This window comes from Aeromonas sp. R7-5, assembly GCF_040908015.1.
GTDB lineage: Bacteria > Pseudomonadota > Gammaproteobacteria > Enterobacterales > Aeromonadaceae > Aeromonas > Aeromonas caviae.
In genome coordinates this window covers 130,275-149,790 of record NZ_JBFOCZ010000012.1, presented here as the reverse complement: position 1 = coordinate 149,790, position 19,516 = coordinate 130,275, and the positions used below count along the sequence as shown (strand labels likewise).

The following is a 19,516-nucleotide window of genomic DNA, read 5'->3' as shown; positions in this document are numbered from 1 at the left end:
TCTGGTATAAAGGTGCCTCTTTTTTGACAAATGCCGATTTTTTCAACAAGGGTACTCACCTACTTGCGCTGCATTTTTCGACTGTTCATCGGGATGATGTTGACGCTGGCCCTGGCCGGTTGCGACTTCTACCACCCCTCCAGCCAACTGGAGCAGATCCGCCAGCGAGGCGAGATCCGGGTTGGCACTCTCTATGGCCCCACTTCCTATTACCAGCGTGACGACACCGCACTGGGGTTCGACTACGAGCTGGCGCAGCTTTACGCCGACTGGCTGGGGGTCAAGCTGACCATAGTACCTGCCTACAGCACCGCCGAGCTGGTCGAGCAACTGCAAAAGGGCAAGCTGGATCTCGCCGCCGCCGCCATCGTCGTGACCCCGGAGCGGCGCAAGCTGTTCCGCTTCGGCCCCGGCTTCTACCAGGTCTCCCCCAAGCTGGTCTATCGCAACGGCTCCCCCAGGCCCAAGAACCTCGGTGACATCAAGGGCAGCATAGTGGTGCCGGCGGGCTCCACCGGCGAGGACCTGATGAAGGAGCTGGCCAAGCAGTACCCCAACCTGAAGTGGAGCACCAATCGGGATGCGGACGTGGAAGAGCTGCTCAAGCAGGTGGCCGACGGCAAGGTGGACTACACGGTGGTGCAGGACACCATACTGGCCCGTACCCAGCGCTACTACCCCGAACTCACCGAGGGCTTGACCCTCGCCAGCAAGCAGACCGTGGCCTGGGCCATGACCAAGCTGCCCGACGACAGCCTCTACGCCAGCATCATCGACTTCTTCGGTCAGCGCTTCATGGATGGCGCCATCGCCAAGCTCGACGAGAAGTACTTCGGCCACGTGCAGAATTTCGACTTCGTCGACACCCGTACCTTCCTGCAACGGGCCAAGAGCCTGCTGCCCAAGTACCAGGCGCTGTTCCAGACCCACGCCAAGGATATCGACTGGCGGCTGCTGGCCGCCATCAGCTATCAGGAATCCCACTGGGATCCCCAGGCACGCTCCTACACCGGGGTGCGTGGCATGATGATGCTCACCGGTCCGACCGCCAAGGCAATGGGGGTAAACGATCGCACCCACCCGGAAGAGAGCATCAAGGGGGGCGCCCGCTACCTGCAGGAGATGATGGCGAAGGTGCCCGACTCGGTCCCGGCGGACGAGAAAGTGTGGTTTGCCCTCACCGCCTACAACATCGGCTACGGCCACATGATGGATGCCCGCCGCCTGACCAAGGAGCTGGGCAAGAACCCGGACGCCTGGAGCGACGTGAAAGAGGTGCTGCCCCTGTTGCAGCAGTCACGCTGGCATCGCAAGGTGCGCTATGGCTATGCCCGTGGCGGCGAGGCGCGCAACTATGTCAACAACGTGCGCCAGTACTACCAGAGCCTGCTCTGGCTCGACAACGAACAGCAGAAGGCCCATCGTCGCGAGGAGCTGGACGAGGACGACAGCAGCGAGCCGGACGTGCCGGCACAGCGTCCGGCCATCATCGCCGAAGTGGTCAAACAGATCATCACCCCCTAGCCTCGCCGGGGGTGTGTTTTCCTGCCCTGTTCTCTGTTACCATCCTTGGGTATACGAGGGGCGCTGGAGCGAACTTATTGCAATGTATTCATTGCGTTGCAGTTCCTGCCAAGGGCCCTTTCGGCCCCACGCAAGACCAGGGAGGAGAACAGGATGCGAGCACGCAGAAGAGCCATATTGGCCCGAAAAACCAAATGTGCCTGGAGCCCGAGACGCAAGCTCAAGCTGGCCGACATGAAACGCAAGATCTGGCACAGAAACCGCTCCTTCACGCTGCTGATAGCGGAGCACACAGTATAAACCCGGCATCAGCCGGGTTTTTTTATGCCTTGTCAGGCTGCGCCTCAAACAGAACGGTGCGCTTGGAGACCAGGGTGTTGCAGTGGTTGCAAAAATAATCCACCGCGCCGCAAGCCCGAAGCCGCTCCAGCTCCTGCCCGCAGGCAGGACACAGGGCCCGGATGCGATAACGGGCCTGACACTGGCCACACGTCGTCTCGCGGCTGCGGCTGTCCAGTTCGCCCTGACAGGCAGGGCAGGTCAGCGTGTTCATTCTCTTCTCCTCTTTACGTCACTGGCACCGGCATTACCCGCAGCCCCTCCCCCGGTTTATCTGCCCTGAGGAGGGCCACCAAGAAAAACGGCTGCCGGTAAGGGCAGCCGCAGGGCTTTATTTCTTCGCTTTGGCCTTGAGCAGGCGCTTGCGCTGGCGTTCCTGGCTCAGGGTCAGGGTGTTCTTCTTGCCCTCGAACGGGTTGACCGACTCCTGGAACTCCACCCGGATCGGCGTCCCCATGATTTTCAACGACTTGCGGAAGTAGTTGATGAGGTAGCGCTTGTAGGAGTCAGGCAGGTCGTTCAACTGGTTCCCGTGGATCACGATGCGCGGCGGGTTGTAACCACCGGCGTGGGCATACTTCAGCTTGACCCGGCGACCATTCACCATGGGCGGCTGGTGATCTTCCTGGGCCATCTGCATGATGCGGGTCAGCATGGCGGTGCTGGTGCGGCGAGTCGCGGACTCGTAAGCCTCGTTGATGGATTCGAACAGGTGACCGACGCCACTGCCGTGCAGGGCGGAGATGAAGTGCACCCGGGCGAAGTCGATGAAGCCCAGGCGTCTGTCCAGCTCGTTCTTGACGTCCTCTTTCACCTTCTGATCCAGGCCGTCCCACTTGTTGACCACCAGTACCACGGAGCGGCCGCTGTTGAGCACGAAGCCGAGGATGCTCAAGTCCTGATCCGTGATGGTCTCCCGGGCGTCAATGACCAGCAGGCAGACGTTGGCATCTTCAATCGCCTTGAGCGTCTTGATGACGGAGAACTTCTCCACCGTCTCGTGCACCTTGCCACGGCGACGCACGCCGGCGGTGTCGATGACCACGTATTTCTGATCGTCGCGCTCCATGGGGATGTAGACGGAGTCGCGGGTGGTACCCGGCATGTCGTAGACGATGACCCGATCTTCACCCAGCATGCGGTTGGTCAGGGTGGATTTGCCAACGTTGGGACGACCGACGATGGCGAACTTGATGGGCAGGTCGGCGAACGGCGTCTCCTTGGTGTCTTCCCGGGTGTCGAGCTCACCGGCAGCCACCATGCGCAGCAGGGCCTCTTCGTCGAACTCCTCCAGCTCCTCTTCCTCTTGTGCCTCGGTGGCAGAGCCGACCAGGGTCTCGAGGTGGGGGGCCAGGGCCAGCTCCAGCAGGCTCAGTACGCCACGGCCGTGGGCGGCCGCCATCTGGTAGACCTCGCCCAGGGCCAGACCGTAGAACTCGGACACCGCGGAGTCACCGTCGATGCCGTCGGTCTTGTTGGCCACCAGAAACACCTTCTTGTGGGTCTTGCGCAGGTGCTCGGCGATGGCCTGATCCGCCGCGGTGAGACCGGCACGGGCATCCACCATGAAGAGCACTACATCGGCCTCTTCGATGGCCAGCAGGGACTGCTCGGCCATCTTCAGCTCGATCCCCTCCTCGGTGCCATCGATACCGCCGGTATCGACCACGATAAATTCCAGCTCGCCCAGCTTCGCCTGGCCATATTTGCGGTCCCGGGTCAGGCCGGGGAAGTCGGCAACCAGGGCATCCCGGGTACGGGTCAGGCGGTTAAACAGGGTGGATTTCCCCACGTTGGGGCGGCCCACCAGGGCAACTACAGGAGTCATAAAAGCCTCATTCTCAAGACGACAAAGGCTCCGGGTCCGAAGACCAGGAGCCGGATATTCACATTATCGGACGATCAAGGACGCTTGAGGGCGTACAACTTGCCGTCACGGCTCTGCACATACAGGGTGTCACCCTCCACCAGCGGAGCGGCATAGAGACCACTGCTGTCGAGCTGCTGCATGGCCTTGATGGTCCCGTCGGTACGGTCCAGCCAATACAGGTAACCTTCCACATCGCCGACCACCACATAGTCACCCAGGATGACGGGGGCGGTCACGGTGCGGTTTTCCAGCTGGGTGTTGGACCACAGCTCGAGACCGTTGCGGCGATCGACCGCAAACAGATGGCTGCGGCTGTCGGTCAGCACGATGGCATTGCCGGTCACCGCCATGTCGCGATAACCGGAATACTTGCGCTTCCACACTTCGTCACCGCTCATCAGCTTGCGCGCCATCAACTGGCCGTTGTAGGCGATGGCGTAGAGCTCATCACCGGCAATCAGCGGGCTGGCATCGACGTCCACCATCCGATCCAGTTCGGTGGCGCCGCGCGGGTCAGCCACCTTGGATTGACGCACCGGCTGGCCGTTGCTCAGCAGGGCGATGCCCACCTTGCCATCGGCGCGGCCATAGATGACGGCACCGTTGGTGATGATGGGGGCGCCGGCACTGCGCAGGGTCAGGGGCGGCTGCTCTTCGGACAGGGTCCACTGCAGCTTGCCCTCGTCGGTATCGAGCGCCACCAGACGACCGGAGGTGGTCAGCACCACCACGCGGCCATCCTCGACGGCGGGGCTCGCCACCACTTCACCCGGCACCGTGGTCTGCCACAGCACTTCGCCGTTGGCCTCGTTCAGGGCGTAGACCACCCCGTTTTCGGACCCGAGGAACAGCTTGCCGTAGCGAGAGACCAGACCACCGGAGAGACGGGCACTCCGCTTGTCGGCGTTGATGGGCAGATCTGCCAGATCCACGCTCCACAGCTCCTTGCCGCTCTCGCGTTCGAAGGCGGTCACATCGCCATCGCGGGCCGCCGCATAGATGCGGTCCTCTTCCACCACCGGCTTGAGCTGGGAGTAGAAGTCGCCGATGCCATCCCCGACCGAGGAGGACCATGCGGTATCGGCAGTGAATGCGGACTCGACCTTGGGCAGGGGTGCCATGGGGTTGAGATCTTCTTCCGAACTGAACAGGGAGCAGCCCTGCAAGGCGAAGGAGACAGCCACCCCCAGCGCCATTCGCTTGTACAGATTACGCATCCGGAGCCTCGCCCGCAGTGACGGCTGGCAGCGCCAGATCATCCATCTTCAGCTTGAGTTCGGCGCTGCTCTGCAGGCCGCCGGCATCCGCCGCCGCCTGATAGGCATCACGCGCTTCTTCGGCCTTGCCCTGCTTTTGCAGGATGTCGCCGCGCACTTCCGCCACCTGGGCCTTGAAGGCGTCGTTGTTGATCTTGCCAAGCTGGGCCAGGGCCTCGTCAGCCTTGCCCTGATCGCTCAGGACCCGTGCCAGACGCAGGGCGGCGATGGGCTTGATGCTGTCATCGCCACTGGTGGCCACCAGGGTCAGCTGCTCGGCAGCCAGATCCAGCTTGCCCGCCTTGACGGCAGCCGCGGCCAGTTGCAAGGCGGCCAGCTCGGCATAGGCGTCACCCTTGTGAGCGGTAATGAAGCTCTTTGCCTGCTCCAGGGCGGCGTCATCCCCCTTGGCCAGCTGGGCGGTCATCTCGTTGTAAGCCTGGGAGGCGGCTTCCTGGTTGTTCTGCTGCATCTCGTTGTAGTAGCGCCAGCCAAAGAGGCCGACCAAACCGATCACGGTCCCGGCGATCACCGAGGTGCCGTTCTCTTTCCACCAGTTCTTGATGACCTCAACCTGTTGTTCTTCAGTGGTATACACTTCCACAGCTTACTCTCCTTTCGCTGCCAGCAGGGCGATGGCGGCATCGACCGAGACGGTCTGTTGCTCGGCCTGGCCACGCAGATATTTGATGGTGATCTCCCCGCTTTGCACCTCGGTCTCCCCAAGGATCAGGGCAATGGCCGCGCCGCTCTTGTCGGCACGCTTGAGTTGTTTCTTGAAGTTGCCGCCGCCGCAGTGGCTCATGAGGCGCAAGTCCGGCAGGGCATCGCGCAGGCGCTCGGCCAAGGCAAAGCCAGCCTGCTCGGTCCCCTCACCCACCATGCAGAGATAGACATCCACCGCCGGGCGGATGTCAGCATTGAGCTCGAGGGTTTCGAGCATCAGTACCAGACGCTCCATGCCCATGGCAAAGCCCACCGCCGGGGTCGGCTGGCCACCGAGCTGCTCCACCAGGCCGTCGTAGCGACCACCGGCACAGACGGTGCCCTGGGCCCCCAGGCTGTTGGTCACCCACTCAAACACGGTCAGGTTGTAGTAGTCGAGGCCGCGCACCAGACGCTCGTTCACCTCGAACTGGATGCCGGCCGCCGTGAGCAGGCGCTTGAGCCCTTCGAAGTGAGCCAGGCTCTCTTCGCCCAGGTGATCTAACAAACGGGGGGCACCTGCCAGGATGGCCTGTACTTTCTCGTCCTTGGAGTCGAGCACCCGCAGGGGGTTGCTGTACATGCGGCGCTGGCTCTCTTCGTCCAGATCGCTCTTGTACTGTTCCAGATAGGAGACCAGGGCATCGCGATAGGCGGCACGTTCGCTGCTCTGGCCAAGGGTGTTGAGCTGCAGAGTCACGTGATCGCTGATGCCGAACAGGCGCCACAGGCGGTGAGTCAGCATGATGAGCTCGGCATCGATGTCCGGCCCGTTGATGCCGAACAGCTCGACCCCGAACTGGTGGAACTGGCGATAGCGACCTTTCTGGGGACGCTCGTGACGGAACATGGGGCCCATGTACCACATCCGGCGTTCCTGGTTGTAAAGCAGACCGTGCTCGATGCCGGCACGCACGCAACTGGCTGTCCCTTCCGGACGCAGGCTCAGGCTGTCGCCGTTGCGGTCTTCAAAGGTGTACATCTCTTTTTCGACCACATCGGTCACTTCACCGATGGCACGCTTGAACAGATGGGTCTGCTCGACGATGGGCATGCGCACTTCGCTGTAGCCATAGCTGGCCACGACCTGGCGCAGGATCTGTTCTACTTTCTGCCATACCGGGCTCTGCTCCGGCAGGCAATCATTCATACCGCGAATAGCTTGGATCTGTTTTGCCACGTTGATACTCGAGAAAAAGAGGTAAAATTTGGCCGCATTATAGGGATTTTCGACCCCGAGGTAAAATCGGGTGCCCGGATGCGGGATGTAAAATCAACAACCTAAAGCCGGGGCCACCCCAGGTGGCCCCGTCATGGTTCAACCTTTGTCCACCTGGATCTGGTTGGCCGGATCCAGCATGGCGGCCCGGGCACGGATGCGACGCTCCAGAGTCGGGATCAAATCCTTGTTGTCGAGCCGGTCGACCCGCTGGCCCCCCTCGTAGAAGGCACTCTTGTTGGCGGCGCCCGCAAGGCCGAGATCGGAAACCAGCGCCTCCCCCGGACCGTTCACCACACAGCCGATGATGGAGACATCCATCGGGGTGATGATGTCTTCGAGCCGCTCTTCCAGGGCGTTGACCGTGCCGATGACGTCGAACTCCTGACGGGAGCAGGAGGGACAAGCGATGAAGTTGATGCCGCGGGAACGGATGCGCAGGGATTTGAGGATGTCGAAGCCCACCTTCACCTCTTCCACCGGATCGGCGGCCAGGGAGATGCGCAGGGTGTCGCCAATCCCTTCGCTCAGCAACATGCCAAGGCCAATGGCGGACTTGACCGCGCCGGCGCGAAAACCGCCCGCTTCCGTGATGCCCAGATGCAGAGGCTGATCAATCTGCTTGGCCAGCAGGCGATAGGCACCGACCGCCAGGAAGACATCGGACGCCTTGACGCTCACCTTGAAGTTCTGGAAGTCGAGGCGATCCAGGTAATCCACGTGGCGCATGGCGGACTCCAGCAGCGCCTCTGGGGTCGGCTCGCCGTATTTCTCCTGGAGATCACGCTCAAGGGAACCGCCGTTGACGCCGATCCGGATGGGGATGTTGTAGTGACGGGCGCAATCCACCACCGCACGCACCCGCTCTTCGTTGCCGATGTTGCCCGGGTTGATGCGCAGGCAATCGGCCCCGTACTCGGCCACTTTGAGGGCGATGCGGTAGTCGAAGTGAATGTCGGCCACGATGGGGATGCGGGTCTGCTGCTTGATGAGCTTGAACGCTTCCGCCGCCTCCATGGTGGGGACGGAGACCCGGACGATGTCGGCGCCGACCCGCTCGATCCGCTGGATCTGCTCGACGGTAGCGGCCACGTCCGTGGTCTTGGTGTTGGTCATGGTCTGTACCGTGATGGGGGCATCGCCCCCAACCGGCACGTTGCCGACCATGATCTGTCTGGATTTGCGACGAACGATGGGTGATTCGTGTGCGGGCTTTTCGTGAACAGACATGGCGGACTGATTACTCCTGCGGCAGTGAGAAGCGGGCAGTCCGGCCGTTGTTGTAACGGCTCATGTCGAAGGACTTGCCCTGATATTCGAGATTGACCGCCATGGGCGCGCCAATGATGAATCTGAGTGGCTCGGGTCCTTCCAGTACCAGTTCGTCGTTCGCCTTCTTCAGACCGCTGAACAGGGTCTTGCCGTTGGCATCCTTGACGTCCAGCCAGCAATCGGCGGTGAAGCTCATCTTGAGCTGGGGCGCCTTGGCGGGCTCGGTGGTCGTGCTCTCGGCAGTCGAGACCGCACCGGAAACGTTCGTCGGGACGGCAGCGCTGGCATCCGTAGCGACCACAGGCAGGGTCGCGGTGGCACCGCTCACCACAACCTGGGTGGACACGGCATCGGACGTTGCGGGCAGCACGGGCTCGGCGACCTCCACGGCGGGGGCAACATTCGCTTCCGGCGTATTGACGGTCGCGCTCATCTCGGTCGCCGCCAGGGCGTCGTCACCGGCAGAGCGGCGCGCCGTGCTCTGCCACCACCAGGCGACGGAGAGCCCGATCAGCACCAGGATCACAAGCCAGGTCACCACCTTGAGCCGGCTGTCATTGGCCTGCTGGCGGGAGCGACGGGAGAAGCTCTGCATGTCGATGTTGTCTGGGGGGGTCAGTCCCAGCTTCTCGTAGGCGGCGAGGATGGTCTCCTCGGGGATGCCCACGAGCTTGGCATAGGCCCGCAGATAGCCACGAATGAAGGTATGGGACGTGTGCTTGTCATAGGTATCCGCTTCGATGGCGGCGATCAAGGTCAGACGAAGGTGAATGCGGGACGCAACCTGTTCCCGGGTCCAGCCGAGCTGTTCACGGGCATTGCGCAGCAGCTGGCCTGGGCCAACTGCCTGGGAGTCGTCTTGGAAATCGTGTGGCTGTTCAGTAGTCATTGGCTAAGTAACGCTTGGCTTGTTGCGAAGTGGGATATTGCCTTACCAGCTCAGTCCCGAATTGGTGAAGTAATGCCGGTTTGTCCATGGCCTGGGCCAGCCGCAGCCGGAGCCAGAGGCTCTCCTCGTTCTCCTCTGCCACATCGGCAAAGCGCGCGAGGTAAGACTGGACATCAGGAAGCTTGCCATCTTTCATGGAAAGCTCGGCCATGTCCAGCAATAACCTAGGATTGCGGGGATTATACCCCAAGGCCAGACGATAATACTCGCCGGCCTTGTCATTTCTGTGATTTTGCATCGAGCAGAGCGCCGCATTCTCGTAGGTATCAGCGATCTTCACGTAATCGGGCTGGCTGACGGCCTGCAAGAACGCCTTTTCCGCTTCGTCGAAGCGGCCACGGTTGCAGAGGAAGGCGCCATAGTTGTTCATCGCGTCAGCATTGGACGGATCCATGGCCAGCGCTTTCTTGTAGCTCGCCTCGGCGGCCTTGAAATCCGACACCTGCTGATAGAAATAGGCAAAACCGATGTAGACCTGAGGATTGTTGGGATCGTACTGAAGGGCGCGGTCGAGGTTGAATTTGGCCTGCTCGGCATTGCCCTGGCGCAGATACTGGATACCCAGATCGAGACGAGTCTGGGCGGCGGCCTTGAGGTCGGGACCCACTTCACGCTGGGTCGAATTCTGGCCAGCGTAAGTGGTCTCTGTGACACAGCCTGGCAGCGCACAGAGCGCTGCCACTACGATCAATGTACGGATATCCATTTCCTGTCTATACAATGGCTTAGGAGTTAAACCATTTTGACGGAAATCCCATCCTGTTGCATCCGATTTTTCATGGTGCGCTTGGTGCGGTCGATCACCTCCCCCACCAGCTGCCCACAGGCGGCGTCGATGTCGTCACCACGGGTCTTGCGCACGATGACGGTCAGGCCGTATTCCATCAGCACCTTGGAGAAACGGTCGATACGGCTGTTGCTCGGCTTGCCAAACGGGTTGCCCGGGAAGGGGTTGAACGGGATCAGGTTGATCTTGCAAGGAGTTTCCTTGAGGACCTTGGCCAGCTCATGGGCATGCTGCATGTCGTCGTTGATGTGGTCGAGCAGCACATACTCCACGGTCACCCGGCCGCCGTTGGCGTTGGACTTGGCCAGATAGCGACGTACCCCGGCAAGGAAGGCTTCGATGTTGTACTTGTCGTTGATCGGCATGATCTCGGAACGCAACTGGTCGTTCGGCGCATGCAGAGAGATGGCCAGGGCAACGTCGATCTGGTCCCCCAGCATATCCAGCGCCGGCACCACACCGGAGGTGGAGAGAGTGACGCGGCGCTTGGAGATGCTGAAGCCGAAGTCATCCATCATCAGCTTCATGGCCGGTACCACGTTGGCGAGGTTGAGCAGCGGCTCACCCATGCCCATCATCACCACGTTGGTGATGGGGCGCTTGCCGCCCACCACTTTGGCGGCACGCCACACCTGGCCGATGATCTCGGAGACTTTCAGGTTGCGGTTGAACCCTTGCTGGGCGGTGGAGCAGAAGGTGCACGCCAGGGCGCAGCCCACCTGAGAGGAGACGCACAGGGTCGCGCGGTCCGCTTCCGGAATGTAGACGGTCTCCACCTCCTGATCGCCCACCTGCAGCGCCCATTTGATGGTGCCATCGGCGGAGCGCTGTTCACGGCTGATCTCGGGGGCACGGATCTCGGCAATGGCCTTGAGCCGCTCGCGCAGCGCCTTGTTGACGTTGCTCATCTGATCGAAATCATCACAACCGAAGTGATAGATCCACTTCATTATCTGGTCTGCCCGGAACGGCTTCTCGCCCAACTCGACGAAGAAGGCACGCATGGCATCCCGGTCGAGATCCAGCAGGTTGGTTTTTGTTTCGCTCATCAGGGGCCTCAGCTCACACACTTCATAAATTATCGGCTGACCTACGTCAGGGGGCGGCATTGTACAAATAATGGGTCTGGCTTTCCACCTGGAGAATAAGTGGATATTGGCAGGATGACCAAAAAACAAAAGGGAGCCGAAGCTCCCTTGGTCACCAGCAGACAACATCAGCCGCGCGGGCAGATCTCGTCGTCGGAAAAGAAGTAGGCGATTTCACGGGCGGCAGAGGCCGGGGCATCGGAGCCATGGACGGCGTTGCGATCGATGCTCTCGGCGTAGCAGGCGCGCAGGGTGCCGGCCAGTGCCTCTTTCGGGTTGGTGGCGCCCATGATTTCACGGTGACGGCGGATGGCGTCTTCACCTTCCAGCACCTGTACCATGACGGGGCCAGAGGTCATGAAGCCGACCAGACCATCATAAAACGGCTTGCCCTGGTGCTCGGCGTAGAAACCGGCGGCCTGTTCGCTGGTCAGGTGCAGCATCTTGGCGGCGATGACTTTCAGGCCGGCGCTTTCGAAGCGGCTGTAAATGGCACCAATCAGGTTCTTGCTGACCGCATCCGGCTTGACGATGGAGAAGGTACGTTCGATAGCCATTGAGTTCTTTCCTTAACTACAGAGTTTTATTGTAGGAATCCATGTTCGGCGGCGATTATACGTAAACAAAAAACGAAATAACACACAAAAAATCAACTTTTTGTTAAACAAAAGAATCCTTGAAACAACATGGTGACTCATCTTGTGCCAGGGCAGAGAGAAAAAATGTGCGCTTGCGCACGATCGGCATGCTAATGCCTCAAAACCGTATCAATTGCTCAGCAAAGCAGCACTGGAAAGGGCACCCTGAGGTGCCCTTGTGATGCCGTTCACTGACTCAGCGCGTCTCCGCCAGCAGGGTATGGGCGATGGTGCGCATCCCCAGGGTATTGGCCCCGGGCGCCCACAGACTGTCGCCGTTCTCGCTGAAGCAGGCGGCGAGATCGACATGCAGCCAGCCTCTTCCCTCATCAGGGACAAAGCGGGAGAGGAAGCCTGCCGCATTGGAGGCCCCCCCCGGTCCGCCGCCCGGCACGGGGCGGCTGTTGGCGGTGTCGGCATAGTGGGACGGGCACTGCTGGCGATGCCAGGGCTCCAGCGGCAGCGGCCATGCAGGCTCCTGCTCCGCATCCGAATAGGCCATGGCGCGGCTCACCAGCCCCTTGTCCAGTCCAAACAGGGCGTTGTAACGCCCCCCCAGCGCCATCACGGCCGCCCCGGTGAGGGTGGCGGCGTCGATGATGAGCGGCGCACCAGACTCACCGGCCAGTTGCAAGCCGTCGGCCAGGATCAGACGCCCTTCGGCGTCGGTATTGACCACCTCCACCGTGGTGCCGTTCTTGTAGGTGAGGATGTCACCCAGCTTGTAGGCATGCCCGGATACCAGGTTCTCGGCGCAGCAGAGGATGAGCTTCACCCGCTTGTCGAGGCCGCGCAGAATGGCCAGCGCCAGCGCGCCGGTGACGATGGCGGCACCGCCCATGTCGTGTTTCATAGTCAGCATGCCCTGGGAGGTTTTCATGGAGTAGCCGCCGGAATCGAAGGTGATCCCCTTGCCCACCAGGGCGGCCGCTACCGGCGCCTTGGGATCCTTGCCCGGATTGAAATCCAGCTCCAGCATCACGGGCTCGCGGTCACTGCCACGACCCACTTGATAGAGACCGACCCAGCCCGCCTGTTGCAGCGCCTCTCCCTTGAGGATGCGATGGCTGATCCGGTCCGGTGCCAGCTCGGTGAGGAAGGCGGCTGCTTCGACCGCCAACTCCAGCGGCCCCAGCTGCTCCGGGGTGGCGTTGGTCATCTCCCGCACCCAGCGCCCGCACAGCCAGCGCGCCTCCAACTCCTCCCTGTCCTCCTCGGACGAAGTGGCCCACTGCAATCCCACTTCCGCCTTGGGCGTCTGCAGCCCCTGGGCAAAGGCCCACTGCTGCTCTCGCTCCCAGTGGCCAGCCAGGACCACCTGCTGGATCCCTTGGCTACACAGGCGCCGCGCCGCCTGCTGGATATCCAGCAAGGGAGTGGCGCTCACCAGATGGATCACCATGCCGTCGGCACGGTGGGAGAGCAGTGCCCCCTCCCCCCACTCGGCCGGTGCAAACTCTCGGCTCAACCAGACGTTCATGCGCACACCTCCTGCAACCAGCGGGCAATCGTGCGAAGACCATGGCCCTTGGCCCCGGTCGCCCAGAGCTCATTGCCCGACTTCTGATAGGAAGCGGCCAGGTCCAGGTGCACCCAGCCCTTGCCTTCGTCACGGACGAAGCGCGACAGGAAAGCCGCTGCCGTGGTGGCGCCAGCAGTACCTTCTGCGGACGCCACATTGCCCAGCTCGGCAAAGGCCGAGGTGAGCTGGCCTGCGTGCCAGGGTTCGAGCGGCAGCGGCCAGGCCTGCTCGTTTTCGGCGTTGGCGGCAGCCAGCGCGCGCACCTGCTCCGCCTCATCGAGGGCAAACACGGCATTGTAGTCGCGGCCCAGCGCGGTCTTGGCGGCGCCGGTCAGGGTAGCAGCGTCGAGGATGTAGGCAGCCCCGCTTTCGCTCGCGGCCAGCAGGCCGTCTGCCAGCACCAGGCGACCTTCCGCGTCAGTGTTCTGGATCTCGACCGAGATGCCGTTGCGATAGGTGAGGATGTCGCCGAGCTTGAAGGCGTGGCCGGAGACCAGGTTCTCGGCGCAGCAGAGGATGAGCTTGACCCGCTTGTTCAGGCCACGGCTGATGGCCAGCGCCAGGGCGCCGGTCACCATGGCGGCGCCGCCCATGTCGGACTTCATCGGCAGCATGTTGTCGGAGGACTTCATGGAGTAGCCGCCGGAATCGAAGGTGATCCCCTTGCCCACCAGCGCTGCGACCACGGGGGCGTTGGCATCCCCGGTCGGGTTATAGTCGAGCTCCAGCAGCACCGGCTCGCGCTCGCTGCCACGGCCCACCGACCAGATCCCGATATGACCCGATTCACGCAAGGCCTCGCCAGCGGTGATGCGGGCGGTCACCTTGTCACCGCCGAGGCTGCGAATGAGCAGCAGAGCGGACTCCGCCAGGCTCATGGGGTAGATGGCTTCCGGGCAGCCGTTGGTCACCTCGCGCACCCAGTGGGTCGCTTTGAGCAAGGCGGCGAGTTCGGCCGCTTCCTGCTCGCTCTGTTCACCAAAATCGAGCTCACGAACCCCCTTGGCGGCATAGAAGCCCTGGGCAAAGGCGTAACGACGCTCCCCATTCCACCCCTCGCCCACCAGCTTGATGCGCTTGATGCCGCTCGACTCGAGGCGTCTGGCAGCGCGCTGGATGGCGCGCAGCGCCTCCTTCTCCTGGCCAGCGGCCAGATGGAGATGGGCCTCGTCCCCGTTGAAACTGAGCAGGGCACCCTCGCCCCACTGGGCGGCGGCAGCCTGGGACGACAACCTTACGTTCATCATGTCAGCCATGTTCTCTTGCTTCCTTTTTATTGGCACTTTCATCAACGAATAGGGAAATCACGGGCACAAAAAAGGCCGCTCCCTCAAGGGTCACGGCCTTCACCATATCATTACTGCACCATGAGATGCTGCACGTGCAATTCACTCATGTGTAATTAAGGGGTCATCAGTGGCGCTCGGACGCCAGATTCAGGGTGTACTTGGGCAGTTCCACCACCAGATCCTCGTCCGCCAGTCTGGCCTGGCAGCTGAGACGGGATTCCGGCTCCAGCCCCCACGCCTTGTCCAGCATGTCGTCTTCCAGCTCGTCGCTCGGCTCGAGGGAGTCGAACCCTTCCCGCACCACGCAGTGGCAGGTGGTGCAGGCACAGGACTTCTCGCAAGCGTGCTCGATCTCGATACCATTGCGCAGCGCGATATCCAGAATGGTTTCACCGGTCGCACCTTCGAGGGCCGCGCCGTCCGGACAGAGCTCGGGATGGGGCAGAATAATCAGTTTTGGCATATCACACCTTGTTGACGTTTTGTCCGGTCAGCACCTTGCGGATGGAGGCATCCATCCGGCGGGCTGCAAATTCGCCACTGGCAGCGTCCGCCGCCTCGATGGCCTCTTTGATCTGGTTGGTGGTGCCCGTGCTGCGCATGGTCAGCAGATGGGCGATGGCGGCATCCAGCTCGGCCCGCTCGGCGGGGTTCAGCAACGCCTCGCCATCAGCGGCCAGGGCGGCGTTGAGGCTCTCGACCACCCGGTCGGCCTCGACCTGCTGCTCCGCCAGCATGCGGGCGTCCATGTCCTGCTGGGCATTGGCGATGGAAGCGCTCAGCATGTTGAGGATGTCATCTTCCCCCAGCCCGTAGGAGGGCTTGACCTGGATCTCGGCCTGCACGCCGGAGGATTTCTCCATGGCGCTGACCGACAGCAGACCGTCCGCATCCACCTGGAAGGTGACGCGAATGTGGGCGGCGCCGGCCGCCATGGGCGGAATGCCGGTCAGGGTGAAGCGGGCCAGGGAGCGGCAATCCGCCACCAGCTCGCGCTCCCCCTGCACCACGTGGATGGCCATCGCGGTCTGGCCATCCTTGAAGGTGGTGAACTCCTGGGCGCGGGCCACCGGAATGGTGGTATTACGCGGGATAACCTTCTCGGCGAGGCCGCCCATGGTCTCTAACCCTAAGGAAAGCGGGATGACGTCCAGCAGCAGCATCTCGGCATCGGGCTTGTTGCCCACCAGGATGTCGGCCTGGATGGCGGCACCGATGGCCACCACCTTGTCCGGGTCGATGCTGGTCAATGGGGTGCGGCCGAAGAACTCGCCCACCCGCTCGCGCACCAGCGGCACCCGGGTCGAGCCACCGACCATCACCACTTCCAGCACCTCTTCCTGCTCGAGACCCGCATCGCGCAGGGCGCGCCGACAGGCCTGCAGGGTGCGCTTGACCAGGGGCTGGATCAGCTCGTCAAACTGGCTGCGGGTGACGGTACCCTGCCAGCCGGCAAAGGTGCAGGCAACGGCATCGGCATCGGTGAGGCCGTGCTTGATGCTGGCCGCCGCATCCAGCAACTCGCGCTGGGTACGGGCATCGAGCTGACCGGACAACCCGGCTTGCTCTTTGAGCCAGTCCGCCAGCAGATGGTCGAAATCGTCACCACCGAGTGCCGAGTCGCCGCCGGTGGCCATCACCTCAAACACCCCGCGATGCAGGCGCAGGATGGAGATATCGAAGGTTCCGCCACCCAGGTCATAGACGGCGATCACCCCTTCCTGACCGGAGTCGAGGCCATAGGCGATCGCGGCCGCCGTGGGTTCGTTGAGCAACCGCAGAACGTGCAGGCCGGCCAGTCTTGCCGCGTCCTTGGTGCCCTGACGCTGGGCATCGTCAAAATAGGCGGGCACCGTGATGACCACGCCGTCGAGGTCTCCCCCGAGGGACGCGGCACCGCGCTCGGCCAGTTTTTTCAGGATCTCGGCCGAGACCTGCACCGGATTGACCAGCCCCTGGCGGGTCTGCAACTGGGGCATGCCCGTCTCGGTAGCCACGAACTCGTAAGGCTGCTGACGGGTATCGATATCAGCCAGCGCCTTGCCCATCATCCGTTTGACCGAGACGATGGTGTTGTGGGGATCGAGGGCCGCCTCACGCTTGGCATCGAAGCCAACCCGGATGGTATCGGCCTGGTAATGCACGACGGAGGGCAGCAGATCACGCCCCAGCTCGTCACAGAGGGTGTCGGCCTGGCCGCTGCGCACGGCGGCGACCAGGGAGTTGGTGGTGCCAAGATCGATGCCGACGGCACGTTTATGCTGGTGAGGTGCGGCGCTCTGGCCTGGCTCGGCAATTTGCAGTAATGCCATGGGTAATCACAATTCCTGCGTTAGAGGGTCAAGACTCGAACAGCGAGTCTTCGAATCGTTCCAGCTCCTCGAGGAGCTTGTCGACAAATTTGAGCTTGCGAACGCAATCCGCCGCCTGCAGATCCTCACCCCTGGTGAGAGAGTCGGTCAGCCGTTGCATCAACGCCTGGTGATCATGCCTGATCTCCTGGCGAAAATCCTTGATGGCCCCCTCAGGGTCGGCGTCGCCCTTGAGATCAGCCAGCCGCTCTCGCCACTCCAGCTGTTGCATCAGAAAGGCAGGATCTTGCAGTGTCTGCTGCTCGCCGCGAATATCGGTTCCCCGCAAGGAGAGCAGATACTCGGCTCGGCGCAAGGGGGCCTTGAGGGTGGTAAACGCATCGTTGATCTGGGCAGCACGCTGCACGGCAGCAAGCTGCTCCCGCTCGGGGGCTGTCGCAAAACGATCGGGATGGAACTGGGTCTGCAGCTGACGATAGGTGTCAGCCAGTTGGCGAGTATCGAGCTCGAAGCCCTCAGCCAGCCCGAACAGCTCGAAATGATTCATCCTTCGTCCTCAGACAATAGCGCTGGGAGTGCAACCACACTCGTCTTGAACTTGAAAGCAGTGGCATGGACTGGCGTCCACACCACTGTGTTGATGAGCAAGGTGTTGATCACAAGAGACTCGCCGCAACAGGGCTCACCCTTGGGGCTGCGAGGCGTTGCAAACATGGGCGATCGGTCAATCGAACCACTTACACGCTGAAGCTTTCGCCACAACCACATTCGCCCTTGGCATTCGGGTTGTTGAACTGGAAGCCCTCGTTGAGGCCTTCCTTCACGAAGTCCAGCTCGGTGCCATCCAGGTGGATCAGGCTCTTGGCATCCACGATGATCTTGACGCCTTTCTGCTCGAATACCTGATCCTCGGCAGCCAGCTCATCCACGAACTCGAGCACATAGGCAAGGCCAGAACAGCCGGTCGTCTTGACGCCGAGGCGCAGGCCGATGCCCTTGCCCCGGTTGATCATGAAGGAGGAAACCCGCGCCGCTGCGGCATCTGTCATGGTTATGGCCATACTGCTCTCCGGACCTTAAAGACCTTTTTTCTGCTTGTAATCGGCGATGGCGGCCTTGATGGCATCCTCCGCCAGAATGGAGCAGTGGATCTTCACCGGCGGCAGCGCCAGCTCTTCGGCGATGTCGGTGTTCTTGATACCGGCCGCTTCGTCCAGGGTCTTGCCCTTGACCCACTCGGTCACCAGGGAGCTGGAGGCGATGGCGGAACCACAGCCGTAGGTCTTGAACTTGGCATCTTCGATGATGCCATCGTCGCTGATCTTCAGTTGCAGCTTCATGACGTCACCACAGGCCGGTGCACCGACCATGCCGGTGGCGACGCTGGGATCGTTCTTGTCAAAACCACCGACGTTGCGGGGATTCTCGTAGTGGTCGATTACTTTTTCACTGTAAGCCATATCTAACTCCTGCTAATTCCGTTGTTCACCAGACCCTTGCCATGCTGGCAAGGATCAGTGATGTGCCCATTCGACCGTGTTCAGATCGACGCCATCCTTGAACATCTCCCACAGGGGGGACATCTCGCGCAGACGACCGATGGAGTCGCAGATGAGCTTGATTGCGTAGTCGATCTCTTCTTCGGTGGTGAAGCGACCGATGCTGAAACGGATGGAGCTGTGTGCCAGCTCGTCGTTCAGGCCCAGGGCACGCAGCACGTAGGAAGGTTCCAGGCTGGCCGAGGTACAGGCAGAACCGGAAGAGACCGCCAGATCCTTCAGTGCCATGATGAGGGATTCCCCTTCCACATAAGCGAAGCTGACGTTCAGGTTACCCGGTACACGCTGGTCCAGATCCCCGTTGATATAGACTTCTTCGATGTTCTTGATGCCATCCCACAGACGCTGGCGCAGGGCCATGATGTGCTGGCTCTCGCTCGCCATCTCTTCCTTGGCGATGCGGAAGGCTTCCCCCATGCCGACGATCTGGTGGGTTGCCAGGGTGCCGGAGCGCATGCCGCGCTCGTGACCACCGCCGTGCATCTGGGCTTCCAGACGAACACGGGGCTTGCGGCGCACATACAGGGCGCCAATGCCTTTCGGGCCGTATACCTTGTGGGCGGACATGGAGAGCAGATCAACCTTGAGTGCTTCCACGTCGACCGGGATCTTGCCCACGCTCTGGACGGCGTCCACATGCAGCAGGATCTTGCGGGAACGGCACAACTCGCCGATGGCAGCGATGTCTTGCACCACCCCGATCTCGTTGTTGGCGTGCATGATGCTGACCAGGATGGTGTCATCACGCAGTGCGCCTTCGATCTGCTCAAGGGTAAACAGGCCGTTGGGCATGGGCTCGAGGTAGGTCACCTCATAGCCTTCCCGCTCCAGTTGGCGGCAGGTATCCAGCACGGCTTTGTGCTCGGTCTTGGAGGTGACGATGTGCTTGCCCTTGCCGGCGTAGAAATGGGCGATGCCCTTGATGGCCAGGTTGTTGGACTCGGTCGCACCGGAGGTAAAGACGATCTCGCGCGGATCCGCGCCGATCAGCTCTGCCACTTGATTACGGGCCAGATCCACCGCCTCTTCGGCCTGCCAGCCGAAACGGTGGGAACGGGAGGCTGGGTTGCCGAACAGGCCGTCCATGGTGAGGCACTGCATCATTTTTTCTGCGACACGCGGGTCCACCGGACAGGTTGCCGAATAATCAAGGTAAATAGGCAGTTTCATCTTTTTCTCCGTTACGA

General features: G+C 61.8%; 19 protein-coding genes. 1 reads left to right on the top strand and 18 read right to left on the bottom strand.

Features of this window, described 5'->3' with window-relative positions:
* Positions 1-30: 30 nt before the first annotated feature.
* A complete protein-coding gene (gene mltF, locus AB5Y53_RS04670; RefSeq protein ID WP_029314683.1) occupies positions 31-1,524 on the top strand; it encodes a membrane-bound lytic murein transglycosylase MltF in 1,494 nt (497 codons plus the stop codon).
* A gap of 322 nt (positions 1,525-1,846) precedes the next feature.
* Here the strand turns inward: mltF and AB5Y53_RS04665 are convergent, their stop codons facing one another.
* The 18 genes from AB5Y53_RS04665 to AB5Y53_RS04580 form a co-directional block, all read right to left on the bottom strand.
* A complete protein-coding gene (locus tag AB5Y53_RS04665; protein WP_039038718.1) occupies positions 1,847-2,077 on the bottom strand; it encodes a zinc ribbon domain-containing protein in 231 nt (76 codons plus the stop codon).
* Between the two features lie 117 nt (positions 2,078-2,194).
* Positions 2,195-3,691: a ribosome biogenesis GTPase Der gene (gene der / locus AB5Y53_RS04660; RefSeq protein ID WP_010675045.1), complete on the bottom strand. Its 1,497-nt coding sequence runs from the start codon at positions 3,689-3,691 to the stop codon at positions 2,195-2,197.
* A gap of 74 nt (positions 3,692-3,765) precedes the next feature.
* Positions 3,766-4,950, bottom strand: coding sequence for an outer membrane protein assembly factor BamB (gene bamB / locus AB5Y53_RS04655; protein WP_029314685.1), 1,185 nt, complete (start codon positions 4,948-4,950; stop codon positions 3,766-3,768).
* Entirely contained in the window at positions 4,943-5,593 is a 651-nt protein-coding gene (locus AB5Y53_RS04650; RefSeq protein ID WP_368181231.1) for a YfgM family protein, read from the bottom strand. The genes bamB and AB5Y53_RS04650 overlap by 8 nt, the downstream gene beginning before the upstream one ends.
* Before the next feature lie 3 nt (positions 5,594-5,596).
* Positions 5,597-6,874: a histidine--tRNA ligase gene (gene hisS, locus AB5Y53_RS04645; protein WP_368181230.1), complete on the bottom strand. Its 1,278-nt coding sequence runs from the start codon at positions 6,872-6,874 to the stop codon at positions 5,597-5,599.
* A 138-nt stretch (positions 6,875-7,012) separates the two neighbouring features.
* Entirely contained in the window at positions 7,013-8,143 is a 1,131-nt protein-coding gene (ispG, locus tag AB5Y53_RS04640) for a flavodoxin-dependent (E)-4-hydroxy-3-methylbut-2-enyl-diphosphate synthase (protein ID WP_010675049.1), read from the bottom strand.
* Between the two features lie 10 nt (positions 8,144-8,153).
* Positions 8,154-9,074: a RodZ domain-containing protein gene (locus AB5Y53_RS04635; protein WP_368181229.1), complete on the bottom strand. Its 921-nt coding sequence runs from the start codon at positions 9,072-9,074 to the stop codon at positions 8,154-8,156.
* On the bottom strand, positions 9,064-9,855 hold the full coding sequence (gene tapF, locus AB5Y53_RS04630; protein ID WP_080768047.1) for a PilW family type IVa pilus biogenesis/stability lipoprotein TapF: 792 nt from the start codon (positions 9,853-9,855) through the stop codon (positions 9,064-9,066). Before tapF ends, AB5Y53_RS04635 begins: the two co-directional genes overlap by 11 nt.
* 11 nt (positions 9,856-9,866) lie before the next feature.
* Positions 9,867-10,970: a bifunctional tRNA (adenosine(37)-C2)-methyltransferase TrmG/ribosomal RNA large subunit methyltransferase RlmN gene (locus tag AB5Y53_RS04625; protein ID WP_180910998.1), complete on the bottom strand. Its 1,104-nt coding sequence runs from the start codon at positions 10,968-10,970 to the stop codon at positions 9,867-9,869.
* Positions 10,971-11,137: 167 nt separating this feature from the next.
* Positions 11,138-11,566 (bottom strand): nucleoside-diphosphate kinase, encoded by a 429-nt coding sequence (ndk, locus tag AB5Y53_RS04620; RefSeq protein ID WP_045524435.1) that lies wholly within the window; start codon positions 11,564-11,566, stop codon positions 11,138-11,140.
* A gap of 277 nt (positions 11,567-11,843) precedes the next feature.
* Positions 11,844-13,127: an aminopeptidase PepB gene (gene pepB, locus AB5Y53_RS04615; RefSeq protein ID WP_041213015.1), complete on the bottom strand. Its 1,284-nt coding sequence runs from the start codon at positions 13,125-13,127 to the stop codon at positions 11,844-11,846.
* Positions 13,124-14,425, bottom strand: a complete 1,302-nt coding sequence (pepB, locus tag AB5Y53_RS04610; RefSeq protein WP_368181228.1) for an aminopeptidase PepB — start codon at positions 14,423-14,425, stop codon at positions 13,124-13,126. Before pepB (AB5Y53_RS04610) ends, pepB (AB5Y53_RS04615) begins: the two co-directional genes overlap by 4 nt.
* A gap of 157 nt (positions 14,426-14,582) precedes the next feature.
* Positions 14,583-14,921 carry an ISC system 2Fe-2S type ferredoxin gene (gene fdx / locus AB5Y53_RS04605; RefSeq protein WP_005299781.1) on the bottom strand — a complete coding sequence of 113 codons (339 nt, stop codon included), beginning with the start codon at positions 14,919-14,921 and terminating at the stop codon, positions 14,583-14,585.
* A 1-nt stretch (position 14,922) separates the two neighbouring features.
* The gene (gene hscA, locus AB5Y53_RS04600; protein WP_368181227.1) at positions 14,923-16,770 is read right to left on the bottom strand and encodes a Fe-S protein assembly chaperone HscA; all 1,848 of its coding nucleotides are present in this window, start codon (positions 16,768-16,770) and stop codon (positions 14,923-14,925) included.
* Between the two features lie 28 nt (positions 16,771-16,798).
* The gene (gene hscB, locus AB5Y53_RS04595; protein WP_010675057.1) at positions 16,799-17,317 is read right to left on the bottom strand and encodes a co-chaperone HscB; all 519 of its coding nucleotides are present in this window, start codon (positions 17,315-17,317) and stop codon (positions 16,799-16,801) included.
* A gap of 190 nt (positions 17,318-17,507) precedes the next feature.
* Complete coding sequence (iscA, locus tag AB5Y53_RS04590) at positions 17,508-17,831, bottom strand: iron-sulfur cluster assembly protein IscA (RefSeq protein ID WP_010675058.1); 324 nt, start codon at positions 17,829-17,831, stop codon at positions 17,508-17,510.
* Positions 17,832-17,846: 15 nt separating this feature from the next.
* Complete coding sequence (gene iscU / locus AB5Y53_RS04585) at positions 17,847-18,230, bottom strand: Fe-S cluster assembly scaffold IscU (protein ID WP_010675059.1); 384 nt, start codon at positions 18,228-18,230, stop codon at positions 17,847-17,849.
* A 54-nt stretch (positions 18,231-18,284) separates the two neighbouring features.
* Positions 18,285-19,499: an IscS subfamily cysteine desulfurase gene (locus AB5Y53_RS04580; RefSeq protein ID WP_010675060.1), complete on the bottom strand. Its 1,215-nt coding sequence runs from the start codon at positions 19,497-19,499 to the stop codon at positions 18,285-18,287.
* Positions 19,500-19,516: the final 17 nt, after the last annotated feature.

Coding starts and splice junctions, on each gene's coding strand:
- mltF (WP_029314683.1), top strand. CDS start 31: ATGCCGATTTTTTCAACAAGGGTACTCACCTACTTGCGCTGCATTTTT.
- AB5Y53_RS04665 (WP_039038718.1), bottom strand. CDS start 2,077: ATGAACACGCTGACCTGCCCTGCCTGTCAGGGCGAACTGGACAGCCGC.
- der (WP_010675045.1), bottom strand. CDS start 3,691: ATGACTCCTGTAGTTGCCCTGGTGGGCCGCCCCAACGTGGGGAAATCC.
- bamB (WP_029314685.1), bottom strand. CDS start 4,950: ATGCGTAATCTGTACAAGCGAATGGCGCTGGGGGTGGCTGTCTCCTTC.
- ispG (WP_010675049.1), bottom strand. CDS start 8,143: ATGTCTGTTCACGAAAAGCCCGCACACGAATCACCCATCGTTCGTCGC.
- AB5Y53_RS04635 (WP_368181229.1), bottom strand. CDS start 9,074: ATGACTACTGAACAGCCACACGATTTCCAAGACGACTCCCAGGCAGTT.
- AB5Y53_RS04625 (WP_180910998.1), bottom strand. CDS start 10,970: ATGAGCGAAACAAAAACCAACCTGCTGGATCTCGACCGGGATGCCATG.
- ndk (WP_045524435.1), bottom strand. CDS start 11,566: ATGGCTATCGAACGTACCTTCTCCATCGTCAAGCCGGATGCGGTCAGC.
- pepB (WP_041213015.1), bottom strand. CDS start 13,127: ATGAACGTCTGGTTGAGCCGAGAGTTTGCACCGGCCGAGTGGGGGGAG.
- pepB (WP_368181228.1), bottom strand. CDS start 14,425: ATGGCTGACATGATGAACGTAAGGTTGTCGTCCCAGGCTGCCGCCGCC.
- fdx (WP_005299781.1), bottom strand. CDS start 14,921: ATGCCAAAACTGATTATTCTGCCCCATCCCGAGCTCTGTCCGGACGGC.
- hscA (WP_368181227.1), bottom strand. CDS start 16,770: ATGGCATTACTGCAAATTGCCGAGCCAGGCCAGAGCGCCGCACCTCAC.
- hscB (WP_010675057.1), bottom strand. CDS start 17,317: ATGAATCATTTCGAGCTGTTCGGGCTGGCTGAGGGCTTCGAGCTCGAT.
- iscA (WP_010675058.1), bottom strand. CDS start 17,831: ATGGCCATAACCATGACAGATGCCGCAGCGGCGCGGGTTTCCTCCTTC.
- iscU (WP_010675059.1), bottom strand. CDS start 18,230: ATGGCTTACAGTGAAAAAGTAATCGACCACTACGAGAATCCCCGCAAC.
- AB5Y53_RS04580 (WP_010675060.1), bottom strand. CDS start 19,499: ATGAAACTGCCTATTTACCTTGATTATTCGGCAACCTGTCCGGTGGAC.